Source organism: Hymenobacter cheonanensis (assembly GCF_030581075.1).
In the GTDB taxonomy this organism is placed as follows: domain Bacteria; phylum Bacteroidota; class Bacteroidia; order Cytophagales; family Hymenobacteraceae; genus Hymenobacter.
In genome coordinates, this window is the sequence record NZ_JAUQSW010000005.1 from 20835 (window position 1) to 36928 (window position 16094).

Genomic DNA, 16094 nt, shown 5'->3' on the forward strand with positions numbered 1-16094 from the left:
AGATAAGCCGGGGCCGCAAATAGTGCTCCTGGCTAGGCTGCCTTCTCGTTCTTAGCCACCACAAACATCCTGTCGCCAAAGCGCCCAGTCAGCTTGTTGAGCCAGTAGGTGGGGTACTGCGTGCCGAGCTTGGCGGCTTGCTCCACCACATTGCCCCCCAGCCGGATGTTGGCCGGCGCCTTCACCGGGTTCAGCAAATCGACCACCGAAAAGCCGTTCTTAGCCAGCATCTTGCGGATGGTGTTGGGCGTGAACTCGTAGAGGTGATAGGGCGGAATATCCATGCGGCGCTGGCGGCCCAGCGCCTTGTAGGCGGCAAAACCCAGGCGCATGCTCGGCAGGTTCGTGACGCTGGGCAGGGCCAGCACCAGCAGCCCGCCGGGCGCCAGGATGCGGCCAAACTTGCGGATGGCCGCCGCCGGCGACAGCAAATGCTCCAGCACGTCGCCGAGGTAGGCCAGGTCAAATTGGTTTTCGTGGAAGTCCTCGGTGGTTTCGATGTTGCCGGTCACCACGGGCAGGCCTAGCGCGCGGCGGGCGTAGTCGGCGGCGTGGGCGCTTATTTCGAGGCCGTGGGTTTCCCAGCCCAGGCTTTGCAGGCTTTTGAGGGTGTAGCCGGGGCCGCAGCCCACTTCCAGGTACCGAAACCGGCGGCCGGGGTAGTGCTGCTGCATGTAGCGCGTAAACTTATCCTCCTTTACCTGGCTCAAATCCAGCGCCTTACCTTCCTCGATAAACGCCTTGTCCTTCTCGGTGCGGTCGTAGTTGGGCCGGTCGGTAAAGTATTCCTTGCCATACAGCTTCTCGAGCTGCGCGGGCGTGGGCTGCGGGTCGAGGAAAGCCAGGTCGCAGCTCAGGCAGCGGGTACCTTGCAGGCGCTGGCCGTCAAAGAGATAGTAGAAGGGTAGGGGCTCGAAGCGGGTGGCTCCGCACAAATCGCAGTGGCGCATGGTGTAAATTCTCAGGTAGCAAGCAGCAGGTAGCAGCAGGAAGGCGGCGCGCTGCGGGCAGCTGATTCTACCCGTAAAGTTCAGCAGCAGAACCCAACTCATAGGCCCCTCGTTGGTTGAGGAAGTTGATTGCTACTTGATAATTGCCCGATGACACCTGAAAAGCTAGACGCCGTTGTGATTGGGGCCGGCCCCGTGGGCCTGGCCTGCGCCCTCGAAATTCAGCGCCGGGGCCTCACCGTGACGGTCATTGACAAGGGCGCGCTCGTCAATTCCATCGTGGGCTACCCCACCAACATGGAGTTTTTCTCCACCCCCGAGCTCCTCGAAATCGGCGGCTACCCCTTCCCGATGGCCTCCTACAAGCCGCACCGCGAAGATGCGCTCGACTACTACCAGCGCGTAGCGGCCTCCGAAAAGCTGCCCCTGCGCCTCTACGAGCGCGTGACGGGCCTGCGCGGCCAGGCCGGCAACTTTGTGGTGGAAACCACGAAGGGCGAAATCGCGGCGCGCGCCGTAGTGGTGGCCACCGGCTTCTTCGATGTGCCCAACCCGCTCGCTATTCCGGGCGCCGACTTGCCCCACGTAAATCATTACTACAAAGAGCCCTACGCCCACGCCAGCCAGGATGTGGTGGTAGTTGGCGCCAAAAACTCGTCGGCCAAGGCGGCGCTGTCGCTGGTGCGCTCGGGGGCCCGCGTCACGCTGGTGGTGCGCGGCCCCGAGGTATCGGAAAGCGTGAAATACTGGATTCGGCCCGACCTGCTCAATCGCATCAAGGAAGGGCGCATCACGGCGTATTTCAATACCGTCCTCAATGCTATTACCCCCACCACGGTGGAGGTCACCACGCCCGAGGGCCCGCGCAGCCTGCGGGCCGACTACGTGTATGCCCTCACCGGCTACCGCCCCGATTATACGTTGCTGGTCGATATGCTAGCCCTGCCGCTCGATGAGAACGACCTCGCCAGGCCCCCCATCTTCGATGTAACGACCCACGAGTCGGCCCGGCCCGGCGTGTACGTGGCCGGCACCGTGTGCGGGGGGCTAGCCACCAGCCGCTGGTTTATTGAGAACGGGCGCCACCACGCGCAGCTCATTGCCCAGGCGCTGGCGTTGCAGCCAGCCAAAGCCAACGCTTGATTAAAAGCAAAACAAAGCCGCCTGTTCAGAAAGAACAGGCGGCTTTGTTTTGCTTTTAAAAAGGCTGCTTATTAGAAAGCGGTGAACGTGATATCGTTGACGGAAGTAGTAGAAACGCCGCCAAGTGAAACCGTAGCCGCGTAGCGAAGGTGCAGCGTAGTGGCCGATAGGTCTACTATATCAAAAGGAATGGGTATGCCGCCTTGGGACGGGTCAGCTAGGGTGAGCTTCGTATCGTTGGTGGTCAAATCCCAACTGCCACTTTGCGTCTGAGGGTCCGAGGGGCTGCACTTAGTAGCGCCCTCATCAGCAGTAAGCGACTTGTTAGTGTTGAATTTCAAGAAGTTGTCGCGTTCGCAGGCCGGCGAGCTAGCGTACTCATCCGAAACGGTGGGCGTACCACTGTTAACGGCAACGCTGTAGGTTTGAGCGGAGATGCGCCAGCTCTTGGCCGTCAGCAAATCAGTTTTAGACGCGCTCGACGGTGAGTTGTCGTCGTTCTTTTTGCAGCTTCCCAGGGCTAGCGCCGCCAAGAAAAGAAGGGAAAGTTTTTTCATGAAGAAAGTGTGTACAAGTGCGCTGCAAAGATAAAGCGAGCCTGTATATACTTTCTATGCTATTTTGACGGGAAATACTTGTATTGTTCACGGGCATTTTTCGGCCGCCGCCTTCGCATACGAGTAGCCCGCCACCGCCCCGCGCCGGAAAAACTCGCAGCCGCTGGTCGAGTCGCCGGCCTGCTGCGCCAGCCGCCCCAGCAAAAACAAGGTGCGGCCATCCTCGGGCTGCGCTTCGAGGGCCTGGAAATACACGGTGCGGGCCTCGGGGTAGCGCGCCAGGTGGGCCAGGGCGGCGCCCTCGGCCTGGAGGTAGGCTAGCGGCACGGCGCGGCCGGCGCGCCGCAGCTGGGCGTGGCCGCGGCGCAGGTCGGCCAGGGCCGGGCGGGTCTGGCGCAGGTCGAGCAGGCGGTTTTCGCCCCGGGCCAGGTAGGCTTCGGCCAGGGTCGTGTCGAGGGCCAGGGCGCGGCAGTAGCTCAGCTCGGCCGGGCCGGGCTGGTGCAGGCCCGCCTGGCAGCGGCCCAGGCGGTAGAGGAGGCGGGCGGTTTCGGCGGGCGGCAGGGGCGGGCTCTCGCTCGTTAGCAGGGCAGCTTCGTAGTCGGCGCGGGCTGCGGGTAGGTCGTGGGCAATGTCCTGGTAGAGCTGGCCGCGCAGGCGCAGGGCGGCGGGGTGGTCTTCGCGCAGGGCCAGCGACTGGTCGAGCTGGCGTGCGGCCTCGGCCCACTGGCCCCTGGCAAAGGCGGCGCGGCCGTCGTCGTAGTACAGGTTGGCCTGCACGCGGTCCATCACAATCTTGGCCGATACGCCAAACAGGAAAATCAGGAACGTGAGGCCCGCCACCAGCCAAAAATCCTGGCGGTTGAAGCGCACGCGCTGGCGCGGCACCCGCTGCTGGTAGTGGCGCTCGCGGGCATCGGCGGGCGGGCGGGTGCGCAGGGGCGGGGCGGCGGCCGGGTTGCCCGCCATCTTATGTACGGAGGGGCCGCTGGCCGCCGCCTCGGCGGTGGCGCGGCGCTGCTCCTCGGCCCGGCGGGTGGCTAGCTGCAACTGGTAGTCGTACTGGGCCCGGCGGTCGGCGTCTGAAAGCACGCCGTAGGCCACGGCCACGGCCTTAAAGCGCTCCTCGTAGTGGCGGTCGCCGCCGTGCTTATCGGGGTGCAGCTCGGTGGCGAGGCGGCGGTAGGCGCGCTTGATGTCGGCGGCGGGGGCCGAGGGTGGCACCCCCAGCACCTGGTAATGATTCTGACTCACGCCACGAAAATTTAATCGAAAGCCTGGGGCAAAGGCAGCCCTGGCGGCAAGTTTTGCGTAAAGAACGCCCTAGCTGGCCCAGCGGTTGCTAACGGCTCAGCTACTTAACCGAATTTTCTCGCTAAACAATTCCGCGCCCATGGCCACCCTGACCGACGACAAAACGCCGCGCAACGATAGCCTCATCAGCAACCTGACGGGCTACCTTGATACCCGCATCGATATCATCAAGCTCGAAACGCAGGAGAAGGTGAAAGGCGTCTTCGTAAGCTCCGTGCACGGGGTGGCGCTAGGCCTGCTGGGCTTTCTCTTCATCATTTTTGGCTCTATCTACTTGGGCCTGGCGCTCAATCAGGCGCTCGATAGCCCTTCGGCCGGCTTTGGCCTGGTAGCGGCCCTGTACCTGGTGCTGGCGGTGCTGTTTTTTGTTGGTATCGACAAAAAGCTCTTCCAGGGCGTGGCCGATAAGTTGCTGAACAACACTATTTATAAATCTGACAAGCGCGCCTAACCCGCGCCCTGCTCTCTTTAGCTTCCTTGCAAACCACCTACCCCATGACCGAGCCCACTAACCCGTTGTTTGAAGACGAAAAAGATTTTCTGGAGCGCAAAAAGCTGGAATACGAGCGGGCTTTGCGCGGCGACGTTGAGGAAATAAAGGAAACTACCGTGCAGGCGGGCAAAATTGCCTTGGTTGGCGCAGGCGTTGTCGGTGGTATCTGGCTGCTGGCCAAGGCGTTTGGCGGTGGCAAAGCCAGGAAAAAGAAGCATAAGCACCGCAAGCACCGCCCCGAGTTTGAAGACTACGCTGGCTTCGATGGCTTTGATGAGAATGACCAGGAACTCAATGACCTGGACACTGAGTTTCAGTCCGCCGACTACGACTACGACCCCAACTACGCCTACGCCGGGGCTGATGCCGACGGCTTCTATACTGAGGGCCAAGGCGATACCGATTATGCTGCGCAGGACGATGATAATGGCCTGAGCCAGTATCCCGATTTCCCGGCGCACTCGGCCGGGCACCACGATTCTGATGAAGACCCTAGCGAAAGCTCCGCCGCGAGCCACGACCAGGAAACTTCTTATGCATACGCTTCCGGCGCTTCGTATCAGGCGCGCCCGTATGACGATAGCCGCCGGCTGCCGCATTCAGACAGCTTTACCGAGGATGACACCGCAACGGCGCATCACGAAGCTGCTGCCGAGCCAGCAGCCAGGACCAAGTCGAAACTTAGCATTATTGGCCCGGCGCTGCTATCCTTCGCCCAAAGCGAAACCGGCCGCGTGATTGTGGCTCAGGCCGCCGCAGTGGCCCTGGCGCTCGTTACCAAGGCCGTGCAGGGGATTATCCCCAAGCATGAAGCAGAAGCCGACAAAAATGCCGACCTTGCAGCTTCATCGGCCAGCGCGGGCGTTTCGCCCGCTACCTGGCCCGCCACTTCCGCCCAGGATGCCTCTGCCGCCGCCCGCCACGACGACACTCTCTCCTACCGCGAGCCGCTTGCTTGATACGCTGGCCGGGCTGCGGCTGCGTGGCCGCAAGGCCCTGGCCGTGCTGCTCGACCCCGACGACTTTGAGCCCGCACGCCTGCGCCAGCTGCTACTGCTAACCCGGCAGCATCCCGTTGATTTCTTCCTCGTAGGGGGCAGCCTGGTGCTTACCGAGCACCAGGCTGCCCTTATTGCGTTGCTAAAGGCCGAGGCCCCGCATGTGCCGGTATTGCTGTTTCCGAGCCACGCCCTGCACATCGACCCCGCCGCCGATGGCATTTTGCTGCTCTCGCTCATTTCGGGGCGTAACCCCGATTTTCTCATCGGGCAGCACGTGGTGGCGGCCCCACGCCTGCGCCAGAGTGGCTTGCAGGTGCTGCCTACTGGCTACATGCTGGTTGACAGCGGGCGGCCCACCACGGCTTCCTACATCAGCGGCACGGCCCCGCTGCCGCACGACAAGCCTAGCATTGCCGCCGCCACCGCTATGGCCGGCGAGCAGCTGGGCCTGCGCCTGATGTACCTCGACGGGGGCAGCGGCGCCCAGCACCCCGTGGCGCCGGCCATGATACGGGCCGTGCGGGCGGCGGTAGACGTGCCGCTCATAGTGGGGGGTGGCCTCAATACGGGCGAAAAAGTTTACGCCGCCCTGGCCGCCGGGGCCGACCTCGTGGTGATAGGCAACCACCTGGAGCGCACCCCCACTTTCCTGGCCGATGCTGTGGCCGCTGTGCACGAAGCCTCTGTAAGCCAACCCGTTAAATAAATACTGGCCGCTGCCAATTGGTAAGATATTGGTAGTTATCAAGTTGTGGCTGCATAGAGCTTCTTAGCAAAAAGCCGCTACCAGCTGCCCGCGGGGGCTAGCTGGTAGCGGCTTGCTTGGCCGCCGGGGGCTGGCCAGGACGCTAGATATTCATGGCCGTTTCGCGGCGGCGCATCTTGCCGGCCGGGATGCCGAACATCATCTTGAAGCGGCGGCAGAAATAAGCCGTGTCCTTGTAGCCGACTTCCTTGCCAATGTCGCGGATGCTTTTCTTGGTGGTGCGCAGCAGCGAAACCGCCCGCTCCATGCGCTGATACTCAATGTAATCCTGCGGGTTGATGTTGGTCAGCATCTTGAAATACTGGCCCACGTAGTCCTCGCTCACGTTGGCCACCGTGGCCAGCACCTTATTGGAAAGGTCGCCGCTCAGATTCTCCTTGATGAAGTTGAACAAGTCAATCAGGCGCGGGTCTTTGAAATACGTGCTGTTGGTGGCTAGCTGCTCCACAAACAGGTTGTTGCGCAGGATGTAGCGCACCACCTCTACCACCAGGTTTTCGGTGTAGATGGTGATGAGCCGCTCGCGGCCCGGCAGGTCTTGTAGCGATTCCTCAATAATCTTAATAACCAGGTTGGCCAGCTTCGAATTGCCTTTGATAACGAACGCGGGCACGTCGAGCGAAGCAAAAAAGTTGACCGAGTCAAATACCTTGGCCTCAAACGAGACGAAGCTGTGGCTTTCCTCGGCATCGCCGATAAAATCGAGCTTATCGTTGGAAGTGAAAAAACGGTCCTTGTTGGTAATCAGGTCATCGTTGGAAATTACCCGGTTGGCCGCGCCCTGGCCGTAGCCCACGCGCGTGGCGCGCCCGCCCGGCAAAAACAGCAGCTCCGCTTCCTCAACTACCTGGTCATCTTCGCCAAAAACAATTTTACCCTGATGTAGCAGAATAAGGTTATTCCCCACGTCATAAGCATTCCGAACCGTGAAGGCTTGCCGAAGGACCAGGTTCTTCGCTTTAATGTAGCGAACCCCTAGTGATTCTATAACTTTATTGTAGTCTTCCATTTACTTAGTGCTTACCAGGGAAAAACCCCACTGACTCTCCCAAAAGTACCTAACGTTGCACTTAATTACTACAATGGATTCTAAAAAAAATTCAGTAAAACAAAAACCCAGGCCGATTTGGCCTGGGTTCCGTACAAAAAAGTGGCTAAATTGCTGGAAAAGTGCTATTTCAGAATCTCGCGGGAAATAACAATTTTTTGAATTTCGGAAGTGCCCTCGTAAATCTGAGTAATCTTCGCGTCGCGCATGAAGCGCTCCACGTGGTACTCCTTCACGAAGCCGTAGCCGCCGTGAATCTGCACCGCTTCCACGGCCGAGTCCATGGCTACTTTCGAGGCAAACAGCTTGGCCATAGCGCCGCTTTTGGCGTAGTCGGCGTGGTTGTCCTTATCGGCGGCGGCCTGCAGGCACAGCAGTCGCGCGGCCTCCACGTTGGTAGCCATATCGGCTAGCTTGAACTGAATAGCCTGGTGCTTGGCAATCTCCACGCCGAAGGCCTTGCGCTGCTTGGCGTACTTGATGCTCAGCTCGAGCGAGCCCGAGGCGATGCCCAGCGCCTGCGACGCAATGCCGATGCGCCCACCCGCCAGCACCTGCATAGCGAACTTGAAGCCGAAGCCATCGGCGCCGATGCGGTTTTCCTTGGGCACCTTCACGTCGGTAAACATGAGCGAGCAGGTGTCGGAGCCCCGGATGCCGAGCTTGTTTTCCTTGGGCCCCTGCACGAAGCCGGGCATGTCCTTGTCGACAATCAGCACGTTGATGCCGCGCGATTTTAGTTCCGGATTGGTTTGAGCAATAACGAGATACACCGAGGCCGTGGTGCCGTTGGTAATCCAGTTTTTGGTGCCGTTCAGCAGGTAATAATCGCCCATGTCCTCGGCCGTGGTGCGCTGGCTGGTGGCGTCGGAGCCGGCTTCGGGCTCGCTCAGGGCAAAGGCGCCGATGATTTCGCCCGAGCACAGGCGGGGCAGGTACTTCTGCTTCTGCTCTTCGGTGCCGTATTTCTCCAGGCCCCAGCATACCAAGGAGTTATTGACGCTCATGATGACCGAACACGAGGCATCGACTTTGGAGATTTCCTCCATCGCCAGCACGTAGCTCACGGTATCGAGGCCCGAGCCGCCGTACTCGGGGCTCACCATCATGCCCATGAAGCCGAGTTCGCCCATGCGCTTGACCTGGGCAGCCGGAAATTTCTGGTGCTCATCGCGCTCAATCACGCCTTCCCACAGCTCGCTCTGGGCAAAGTCGCGGGCGGCGGCCTGCACGGCCAGTTGCTCTTCGGTGAGCTGGAAGGGGGAGGCCGTGGCCGTCGAAGTTGTCATGTCCAAAATGCTATGGGGTGGGGTAGGGTGGGTGGGGTGGGAGAGAGTGGAGAAACAAAAATACGCTGGCCAGCGCGAAAGAGGTTTGCTAACTAGGCATTCGACAATTACTTAGCTGCGCAGGCCGTCGCTTATCTTCTTGACAATGTTGGAGGTACTGTAGCCCGCCACGAGCGGCACCGTGCACACCTGCCCGCCCCGGGCCAGCACCAGCTCGTGCCCCACAATGCCGGCCAGGGCATAGTCGTCGCCCTTCACCAGAATGTCAGGCTGCACTAGCTCAATAAGTTGCAGGGGCGTGGGCTCGCCAAACAGCACCACGGCATCCACAAAAGCCAGGGCGGCCAGGATACGCGCCCGCGCGGTTTCATCCTGCAGCGGCCGGCCGGGCTTGAGCACGCTCACCGAGGCATCGGTATTGAGGCCCACCACAAGGCGCTCGCCGAGGGCGCGGGCCTTTTCGAGGTAGTCGACGTGGCCCAGGTGCAGCAAATCGAAGCAGCCGTTGGTGAATACCAGGCGCTCGCCCGCCGCACGCCACGCCGCCAGGGTGGCCGGTAGCTGCGAGCGGGTCAGGATTTTATCGGCGGTAGGCATTAGCGGGAAGAGGGCGGGAAGGAAGCAATAAGGTAGTAACAACGCAGCCAGGCTATTGGGTTCGGGCTTCGTCCAGGCCTTCGGTGGTGAGGGGCTCGTCGGCCAGGGCCTCAGCTTCGGCGGCCAGGGTGCCTTTGTCGGCGGCGGCCACAGCCACGAAGCTGATGCCGCCCAGGAGTACCACCAGCAGCGTTTGGGCGCCGTGCACCACCAGGGCATAGGCAATGCCCGCCTCCTTGCTGATGCCGTAGGCTAGCAGAATGCCCTGCACCAGCACGTGAAACGGCCCAATGCCGCCCGCCACCGGCGCCGCCATGCCAAACGCCCCGAAGGTAAGCACCGCCAGGCCGGCCCTGGCCCCTAGCCCGTAGGTTTCGGGGAAGCAGAAAAACGCCAGGTAATCAAGGATATAATAGACAAACCAGGTGAAGAGCGTGTGCAGCAGAAACAGCCACTTATGCTCGAGCTTCAGCACGCTGAGGATGCCGGCCAGCAGGCCTTTCACAAACACGGCGGCCTTGTTGAAGAGCGCATTCTGGCGCAGGCGCTCCAGGTTGCGAAACAGGGTGTAGCCCGCGCCCGCCAGCAGCAGCAGCGCAATAAGGCCCGCAATGAGTAGCGGCAGCGGATTGCGGGCAATGGCATCGGCCTTGCCGCCGAGCAGCTTGTCGTTGAAAAACCCCCAGAACGTATTGAAATCCAGCAGCAGCGTGGCCCCTAGCAGGCTCAGCAGCACCAGCACGTCGATAACGCGCTCCGTCACTACCGTGCCCAGAGCCACCTGCACCGGCACGCCGCTCGTGCGCCGCAGCACCGAGCACCGGATGACTTCGCCCGCCCGCGGCAGCACCAGGTTGGCGAGGTAGCCCACCATCATGGCGTGGTACACCTGCCAGAACTTGGCCGGGGTGCGCGAGGCCGTCAGCTGCATCTGCCAGCGGTAGGCCCGGCTCAGGTAGCCTAGCGCCGAAATAATGAGCGAGAGCCCCAGCCAGAAGTAATTGGCCGAGCGGATGTAGTACCCGATTTGCGACAAGTCCTGCCCCCGCACCGCATACCACATCAGGGCGCCCGAAATGCCCAGCAGCAATACGTATTTGAGAAAGGTGAGCAGGTGCTTCATAAGGGCAGTAGAGGGGCGGAAGGAAGCAGGAAGAAGCAGCGGGAATAAAATGCTCCATCCTTCATCCCTGGTTCTTCATTAAGCAATCCGGTTGTGCTGGTCGGGAAAAATGACGGTGGGCTGGTGGGCGCGGGCTTCTTTGAAATCGACCAGGCCGTAGGAGATGATGATGACGATGTCGCCCACGGCAGCCTTGCGGGCGGCAGGGCCGTTGAGGCAAACCATGCCCGAGCCGCGCGCCCCCTTGATGGTGTAGGTTTCGAGGCGCTCGCCGTTGTTGACGTTTACCACGGTCACCTTCTCGTTTTCGACCATGTTGGCGGCGTCGAGCAGGTCTTCGTCGATGGTGATGCTGCCCACGTAGTGCAGCTCGGCCTGCGTCACTTTGGCGCGGTGAATCTTGGATTTGAGAACTTCGATATGCATAAACGACTAGCCTAAAAGCGCACAAAGATAGCCGCCCCGCCAGCGCCCGCAGGACTAAGCGCCGAGCCCGTTGTACTTTCCGGCCCCATCTGCCTCCTACCTGCTCCGCTATGCAAATCCAACCTGCCCGCCGCTGGGCGCCCGTGCTGCTGGCCGCCGGGCTGCTGCGGCCGCTGGCTAGCCCCGCCCAAACGCCGCTGGGCCAGCCCTCGCTCGACGAAGCGAAGGTGCAAATCTGGTGCGCCACCGCCCGCTACGTGTATGCCGATGCCGGCCGGCCGCAGCTGCAGCGCACCCTGCGCTGCGAGGGCGGCAACCTGGCCGCGCTGGCCGCCAGCCTGCGCCCCGACAGCCTGCGCATCTACTCGCTGCTATACGCCCCCATTGAAGGCAAGGGGCGGATTTATAAGGGGTTGAAGGACAACCCGGCCCGGCTGGCGGCGCTTACCAGGGCTATTATCGGCAAGCTAAAAGCCTCGCCCGCCCGCCAGCGCGACCCCGCCCGCCTGGCCGGCCTGCAAACCCTGGAAAAAAAGCTGACCGACTACGTGCAAACCGGCCTGCCGCCCGCCGACCCCGCGCCCGCGCCCCAGGCCGAGGCCGACGCCACCGCCAACCCCGGCCTGGCCGAAGCCGCCGAGGCCAGCGCCGCCCCAACCCCGGCCGCCGGGCTAGCAGCGGCCCCCGCCGCCGAGCCGCTGCTCAACCGCATTTTTGCGCCGCTGGCGCTCATTCTGAGCATCCTGAGCCTGGTGCTCTACGGGATGCTGCGCCTCAGCCTGGGCCGCACCCTGCGCGAGCTGCGCCGGGCTAGCCCACCCGCCAGCCGCGACCTCACGGCCGCCCAGCGCCAGCAGCTAGAGGAGCTGGTAGCCCAGCGCGTGGCCGAGGCCCTGCGCGCCGCCCAATCTACTATGCCCCCCGATGCCGAGCAGCCGGGCTAGCCGCGCCGCGCGCCGCGCCGTATGGGAAGCTATGATGCGCCAGACTTCCCTCTTCGTTGGTGTGCTGGCCGGGCTGCTGCTCGGTGGCTGCCGCATCTCCACCTCGCGTGCGCCAGAACGTAGGGAAGCCGTGCGCACCAATGCCATTTCCAATAAACACCTGCTCAGCGAAGAGCCCACGCTGGAGCGCGCCGCGCCCCGCGTGGCGCCCGATTCGGGAGTTGTTGTGCACTAGCCTTTTCGTAGCTTGACTTACCCCGCCGCCCGCCGCGACCCGCAGCCCGATACTTATTTTGGCATCCAAGTGCCCGACCCCTACCGCTGGCTCGAAGACGCCGATGCCCCCGAAACCACGGCCTGGGTAACGGCCGAAAACGAGGTCACCTTCGGCTACCTCGCCCAGATTCCGTTTCGCAGCCAGCTGCGGGCGCGCCTCACCCGGCTCTGGAACTACGAGCGCTACGGCGTGCCGCATCAGGAGGGTGAGCTGCTGATTTTCAGTAAGAACGACGGGCTGCAAAACCAGGCCGTGGTGTATGCCGTGCCGGTGGGCCAGCCCCTCGAAACGGCCGAGGTATTGCTCGACCCCAACCAGTTTTCGGCCGATGGCACCACGGCGCTCATGGGCCTGCACTTCAGCCCTAGCCACCGCTACCTGGCCTACACCACCAGCGGCGGCGGCTCGGACTGGCAACAGATTCGGCTACTCGATATGGCCAGCCGCCAGCCCCTGGCCGAGGTGCTCGACTGGGTAAAAGTGTCGGACGTGGCTTGGGCGGGCGATGGCTTTTACTACGGCGCCTACGACGCGCCCCGGCCCGGCGAGGCCGCGCTGGCCGGCAAAAACGAGTTTCACAAGGTGTACTACCACCGCCTGGGCACGCCGCAAAGCCAGGACGAGCTGGCATATGAAAACCCCGCCATGCCCCTGGGCTTCCGCATTGCCAGCACCACCGAGGATGAGCGCTGGCTGTGCCTGAGCCTCACCGATGGGCTAGCCGATGGCAACCGCCTGCTGGTACGCGACCTGCGCGACCCTAGCCAGGCCAATGCCTGGACGACCATTCAGCCGAGCTACGAGTTTGACACGAGCGTAATCGGCAACGTGGGCGATGAGCTGCTGGTGTACACCAACGACCACGCGCCCAACTACCGCGTGGTGCGCGTGCACCCTAGCCGGCCCACCGAGTGGCACGACGTGATACCCGAAAGCGCCGAAAAGCTGGAGGGCATCAGCCAGGCGGCGGGCTGCCTGCTGGCCACGTACCTGCACGATGCCAGCTCGCAGGTGAAGGTGTATTCGGAGCGCGGCGAGTATCGGCACGATGTGGCCCTGCCGGCCATCGGCACGGCCGGCGGCTTTGGCGGGCGGCGCGACGATACGGTACTCTATTACGCCTTTACGTCGTTTACCTACCCTACTACCATCTACCGCTACGACCCGGCGGCCAACGTGAGCACGGTATTCAAGGCACCCACCGTGGACGTGCAACCGGCTGACTACGTGACGACCCAGGTGTTTTACCCTAGCAAGGACGGCACGCAGATTCCGATGTTCATCACCCACAAGAAGGGGCTGAATCTGGATGGGCAAAACCCGACCTACCTCTACGCCTACGGCGGCTTCAACGTGAGCCTCACGCCCAGCTTCTCGGTGGCTAGGGTGCTGTGGCTGGAGCAGGGCGGCGTGCTGGCCATTCCGAACCTGCGCGGCGGCGGCGAGTACGGCGAGGCCTGGCACCAGGCCGGCATGACACCCCACAAGCAAAACGTATTCGACGACTTCGTGGCCGCCGCCGAAACATTGTTTGCCCAGGGCTACACCAGCCCGGCGCGGCTAGCCATTGCGGGCGGCTCGAACGGTGGCCTGCTCGTAGGCGCCATCCTGACGCAGCGGCCCGACCTGTGCCGCGTGGCCCTGCCTGCCGTGGGCGTGCTGGACATGCTGAAGTACCAGAAATTCACCATCGGCTGGAACTGGGCGCCCGAATACGGTACCTCCGACGACGAGGCGCAGTTTCATAACCTGCTGGCCTACTCGCCCTTGCACAACCTGAGGCCCGGCACGGCGTACCCGTCCACGCTCATCACCACCGCCGACCACGACGACCGGGTGGTGCCCGCGCACTCCTTCAAGTTTGCCGCCGAGCTGCAAGTGTGCCAGGCTGGGTCTAGCCCCGTGCTCATCCGCATCGACGTGAACGCCGGCCACGGCGCCGGCAAAAGCACCCAGCTGCAAATAGCCGAATGGGCCGATGTGTGGAGCTTTACGCTGCACGAAATGGGCGTGACCCCTAGCGCGTTGTAACGTTTGGGCCGCGCCCGCGGTAGCCCAGGCACCCCCACCACTCTTTGGTTTATGAAACTGCTAGCCCTCCTGTTCCTGCCCTTGGCCCTGCTGCCGCTGGCTGGCCGCGCCCAGCCTGGCGCGGGCTACGAGATAACCGGCCAAATAACTGGCCTGGCCGATGGTGCCCGCTTGTACCTCATAGATGGCAGCCAGCGCCGACGCATCGACTCAGCTACGGTGCAGCAAGGGCATTTCGCTCTGCGCGGCACCGTGGCCGAGCCTGTGCACACGTACCTCTACGCGGGCCGGGGACGCGCCAGTAGCAAGCTGGCCGATATTCTGCTCGATAACCAGCGCGTGCAGATAAACGGCTCGCAGCCAGCATATAATGACGTGGTGGTAAGCGGTTCCGATATCGACCGCCAGTGGAAGGAGTGGTTTCGGGAAGACGCCCGGCTGGCGCAGCGCCGCCTCGACCTAGGCCAGCGGTATCAGGCGCGGCTAGCCCAGCCCGATACCGCCGGGTCCGGAGCCCTGCGGCACGAGCGGGCCCAGGTGCAGCACGCGCGCATTGTGCTGCTGAAAGCCTACGTGCGCCGCTACCACGATACCGCCGTGGGGGCCGCCCTGCCTACTATGTGCACGCTCGGCACGTCGCTCACCGGGGCCGACTACCAGGAAATGTATCAGAGCCTGACGCCCCGCTGGCAGCAGTCGACGCTAGGCCGCGAGATACTGACGCAGGCCGGCAAGCACCCCGCCAGGTAGCAGGGTGCCTGCCTAAACACTTTACTCTATCACTTCCAGCACCGTGCGGAAGGAGTGGTATTTGCCCGCAAATTTTTGGTCCATCTCCTGGCGCAGGGCCGGGGCAAAGTGCTGCTGGTAAGCCTCCAACTGTTCGAGGCTGATGCTGAAATATTGGGCGGCGTAGGTTACGCCGTCGTCTTCTTCATTTAACAGGCGCAGCAGCACGCTGCGAATAAAGCAGCCGGTGCCCACTACTTCGGCCATGTGGTGGTCGCGCATGTAGGCCACCCATTCGTCGGCAATACTAGGGTCGAGGCTGGTGGTGACGTTGTAGAGAATCATAAGCGGTAAGGGCCAGCTTCAGACGCGCATGGCGTCGAACTGGTAGTCGTTGATGCGGGCTAAAATGGCTTTGGGGTCGAGGTTTTCGGTAGCCGTGGCCTGGGCCAGGGCGGCTAGCTCCTGGTCGCCGGCCAGGCGCAGGGTCAGTATCTGCTTCAGGGTCAGCTTTTTTTCCAGTGGGGCAAAGCGCTGGCCGCTCACCTCAAAGTAGCGCTGGCGCACTTCGAGGCGGGCTAGCCGGTCTTGCAGCGTGAGGGCGTAGTGCTGGCGCAGCATTACGAGCGTGGCAAAAAAGAGCAGCGCCACGGCCGCCAGCGTAAACCACAGCCGCGAAAACTCGGAGTCGTCGCCGGCCACGCCCACGTAGCGCCGAATGCTGTAGCCCACCATGAGCAGGGTGAGAGGCAGCAGCACAAAGTGGTGCAGGGGGTAGTAGCGAGCGGGGTTTTGGGCAGCCATAGGGCGAAAATGCAGTGCCAGGAAGTAAAAGCAAGCATACGAGCAAAACAAAAAAAGCTCCGGCCGGAGCCCGAGCTTTTTCAATTGGATACCCTGTAGCGGGTTAAGAAGAGCCAATTACATACCCTTGCGGGCATCTTTCTCGGCCTGCTTTTCCATTTTCATCTGGCTTTTGGCGGCCTTCTCCTGAGTGCGGGCGGCCTTGGCATTCTGGCGCTCCATTTTAAGCTGCTCTTTTTGCTGCTTGGCCTGCTGGCGCTGGGCCTTCATCTGGTGCTTGAGGTCGCGGGCCTGGCTTTCCTGCTGCTTGAGGGCGCGGCGGTTTTCGGCCACCGACTGGTCGGCCATTTTGCGCTGGTCGCGCTGCTGGTCGTAGGTAGCCTGGGTACTCTGTACCGTTTGCGGCGTGGCAGCGGCGGGGTCGTTGGTCGTGGTTTGGGCGTGGGCCGCGGTGGCGGCGAAGCTGGCTAGCCCGAAGGCTGCCAAAATAACGAGAGATTTCATCAATAAAAGCCTTTTAAAACAGGCAACTCCTTCAACGAAATTCGCGCCTAATAGTTGGCGGCCTATTGCTGACAGTAGTCCGTTAAGCTGGCTAAAAAGGA

19 protein-coding genes are annotated in these 16094 nt (G+C 62.3%); 8 read left to right on the plus strand and 11 right to left on the minus strand.

Annotation, left to right across the window (positions count from 1 at the left end; all coding sequences use genetic code 11):
• Positions 1 to 32 precede the first annotated feature (32 nt).
• On the minus strand, positions 33 to 1052 hold the full coding sequence (locus Q5H89_RS10995; RefSeq protein WP_305019364.1) for a class I SAM-dependent methyltransferase: 1020 nt from the start codon (positions 1050 to 1052) through the stop codon (positions 33 to 35).
• Between the two features lie 48 nt (positions 1053 to 1100).
• Here Q5H89_RS10995 and Q5H89_RS11000 point away from each other — a divergent pair, with 48 nt between their 5' ends.
• Complete coding sequence (locus Q5H89_RS11000) at positions 1101 to 2093, plus strand: YpdA family putative bacillithiol disulfide reductase (RefSeq protein ID WP_305019365.1); 993 nt, start codon at positions 1101 to 1103, stop codon at positions 2091 to 2093.
• A gap of 71 nt (positions 2094 to 2164) precedes the next feature.
• Here the strand turns inward: Q5H89_RS11000 and Q5H89_RS11005 are convergent, their stop codons facing one another.
• Entirely contained in the window at positions 2165 to 2650 is a 486-nt protein-coding gene (locus Q5H89_RS11005; protein WP_305019366.1) for a lipocalin family protein, read from the minus strand.
• A gap of 87 nt (positions 2651 to 2737) precedes the next feature.
• Complete coding sequence (locus Q5H89_RS11010) at positions 2738 to 3901, minus strand: J domain-containing protein (protein ID WP_305019367.1); 1164 nt, start codon at positions 3899 to 3901, stop codon at positions 2738 to 2740.
• Positions 3902 to 4040: 139 nt separating this feature from the next.
• Between Q5H89_RS11010 and Q5H89_RS11015 the strand changes: the two genes are divergently transcribed.
• The 3 genes from Q5H89_RS11015 to Q5H89_RS11025 are packed head-to-tail and all read left to right on the plus strand — an operon-like array spanning position 4041 to position 6161.
• Positions 4041 to 4412: a phage holin family protein gene (locus tag Q5H89_RS11015; protein WP_305019368.1), complete on the plus strand. Its 372-nt coding sequence runs from the start codon at positions 4041 to 4043 to the stop codon at positions 4410 to 4412.
• A gap of 44 nt (positions 4413 to 4456) precedes the next feature.
• Entirely contained in the window at positions 4457 to 5413 is a 957-nt protein-coding gene (locus tag Q5H89_RS11020) for a hypothetical protein (RefSeq protein WP_305019369.1), read from the plus strand.
• On the plus strand, positions 5406 to 6161 hold the full coding sequence (locus Q5H89_RS11025) for a geranylgeranylglyceryl/heptaprenylglyceryl phosphate synthase (protein ID WP_305019370.1): 756 nt from the start codon (positions 5406 to 5408) through the stop codon (positions 6159 to 6161). Before Q5H89_RS11020 ends, Q5H89_RS11025 begins: the two co-directional genes overlap by 8 nt.
• 142 nt (positions 6162 to 6303) lie before the next feature.
• Here the strand turns inward: Q5H89_RS11025 and Q5H89_RS11030 are convergent, their stop codons facing one another.
• The 5 genes from Q5H89_RS11030 to panD form a co-directional block, all read right to left on the minus strand.
• Complete coding sequence (locus Q5H89_RS11030; RefSeq protein WP_305019371.1) at positions 6304 to 7230, minus strand: AraC family transcriptional regulator; 927 nt, start codon at positions 7228 to 7230, stop codon at positions 6304 to 6306.
• Between the two features lie 164 nt (positions 7231 to 7394).
• Positions 7395 to 8558: an acyl-CoA dehydrogenase family protein gene (locus tag Q5H89_RS11035; RefSeq protein ID WP_305019372.1), complete on the minus strand. Its 1164-nt coding sequence runs from the start codon at positions 8556 to 8558 to the stop codon at positions 7395 to 7397.
• A 111-nt stretch (positions 8559 to 8669) separates the two neighbouring features.
• The gene (gene rfaE2 / locus Q5H89_RS11040) at positions 8670 to 9155 is read right to left on the minus strand and encodes a D-glycero-beta-D-manno-heptose 1-phosphate adenylyltransferase (RefSeq protein WP_305019373.1); all 486 of its coding nucleotides are present in this window, start codon (positions 9153 to 9155) and stop codon (positions 8670 to 8672) included.
• Positions 9156 to 9207: 52 nt separating this feature from the next.
• Positions 9208 to 10278 carry a lysylphosphatidylglycerol synthase transmembrane domain-containing protein gene (locus Q5H89_RS11045; protein WP_305019374.1) on the minus strand — a complete coding sequence of 357 codons (1071 nt, stop codon included), beginning with the start codon at positions 10276 to 10278 and terminating at the stop codon, positions 9208 to 9210.
• Positions 10279 to 10356: 78 nt separating this feature from the next.
• A complete protein-coding gene (panD, locus tag Q5H89_RS11050; RefSeq protein ID WP_305019375.1) occupies positions 10357 to 10704 on the minus strand; it encodes an aspartate 1-decarboxylase in 348 nt (115 codons plus the stop codon).
• A 110-nt stretch (positions 10705 to 10814) separates the two neighbouring features.
• Here panD and Q5H89_RS11055 point away from each other — a divergent pair, with 110 nt between their 5' ends.
• Genes Q5H89_RS11055 through Q5H89_RS11070 form a run of 4 tightly spaced genes read left to right on the plus strand, consistent with a single transcriptional unit; the run spans position 10815 to position 14706 of the window.
• On the plus strand, positions 10815 to 11648 hold the full coding sequence (locus Q5H89_RS11055) for a hypothetical protein (RefSeq protein WP_305019376.1): 834 nt from the start codon (positions 10815 to 10817) through the stop codon (positions 11646 to 11648).
• Between the two features lie 34 nt (positions 11649 to 11682).
• A complete protein-coding gene (locus Q5H89_RS11060) occupies positions 11683 to 11883 on the plus strand; it encodes a hypothetical protein (RefSeq protein WP_305019377.1) in 201 nt (66 codons plus the stop codon).
• A gap of 12 nt (positions 11884 to 11895) precedes the next feature.
• Complete coding sequence (locus Q5H89_RS11065; protein ID WP_305019378.1) at positions 11896 to 13956, plus strand: prolyl oligopeptidase family serine peptidase; 2061 nt, start codon at positions 11896 to 11898, stop codon at positions 13954 to 13956.
• A gap of 51 nt (positions 13957 to 14007) precedes the next feature.
• Entirely contained in the window at positions 14008 to 14706 is a 699-nt protein-coding gene (locus tag Q5H89_RS11070; RefSeq protein WP_305019379.1) for a DUF4369 domain-containing protein, read from the plus strand.
• A 21-nt stretch (positions 14707 to 14727) separates the two neighbouring features.
• Here Q5H89_RS11070 and Q5H89_RS11075 read toward each other — a convergent pair whose 3' ends face one another.
• The 3 genes from Q5H89_RS11075 to Q5H89_RS11085 form a co-directional block, all read right to left on the minus strand.
• Positions 14728 to 15030 (minus strand): DUF4286 family protein, encoded by a 303-nt coding sequence (locus tag Q5H89_RS11075; protein ID WP_305019380.1) that lies wholly within the window; start codon positions 15028 to 15030, stop codon positions 14728 to 14730.
• A gap of 18 nt (positions 15031 to 15048) precedes the next feature.
• Positions 15049 to 15489 carry a DUF6526 family protein gene (locus tag Q5H89_RS11080; protein WP_305019381.1) on the minus strand — a complete coding sequence of 147 codons (441 nt, stop codon included), beginning with the start codon at positions 15487 to 15489 and terminating at the stop codon, positions 15049 to 15051.
• Between the two features lie 117 nt (positions 15490 to 15606).
• A complete protein-coding gene (locus Q5H89_RS11085) occupies positions 15607 to 15993 on the minus strand; it encodes a hypothetical protein (RefSeq protein ID WP_305019382.1) in 387 nt (128 codons plus the stop codon).
• Between the last annotated feature and the right edge of the window lie 101 nt (positions 15994 to 16094).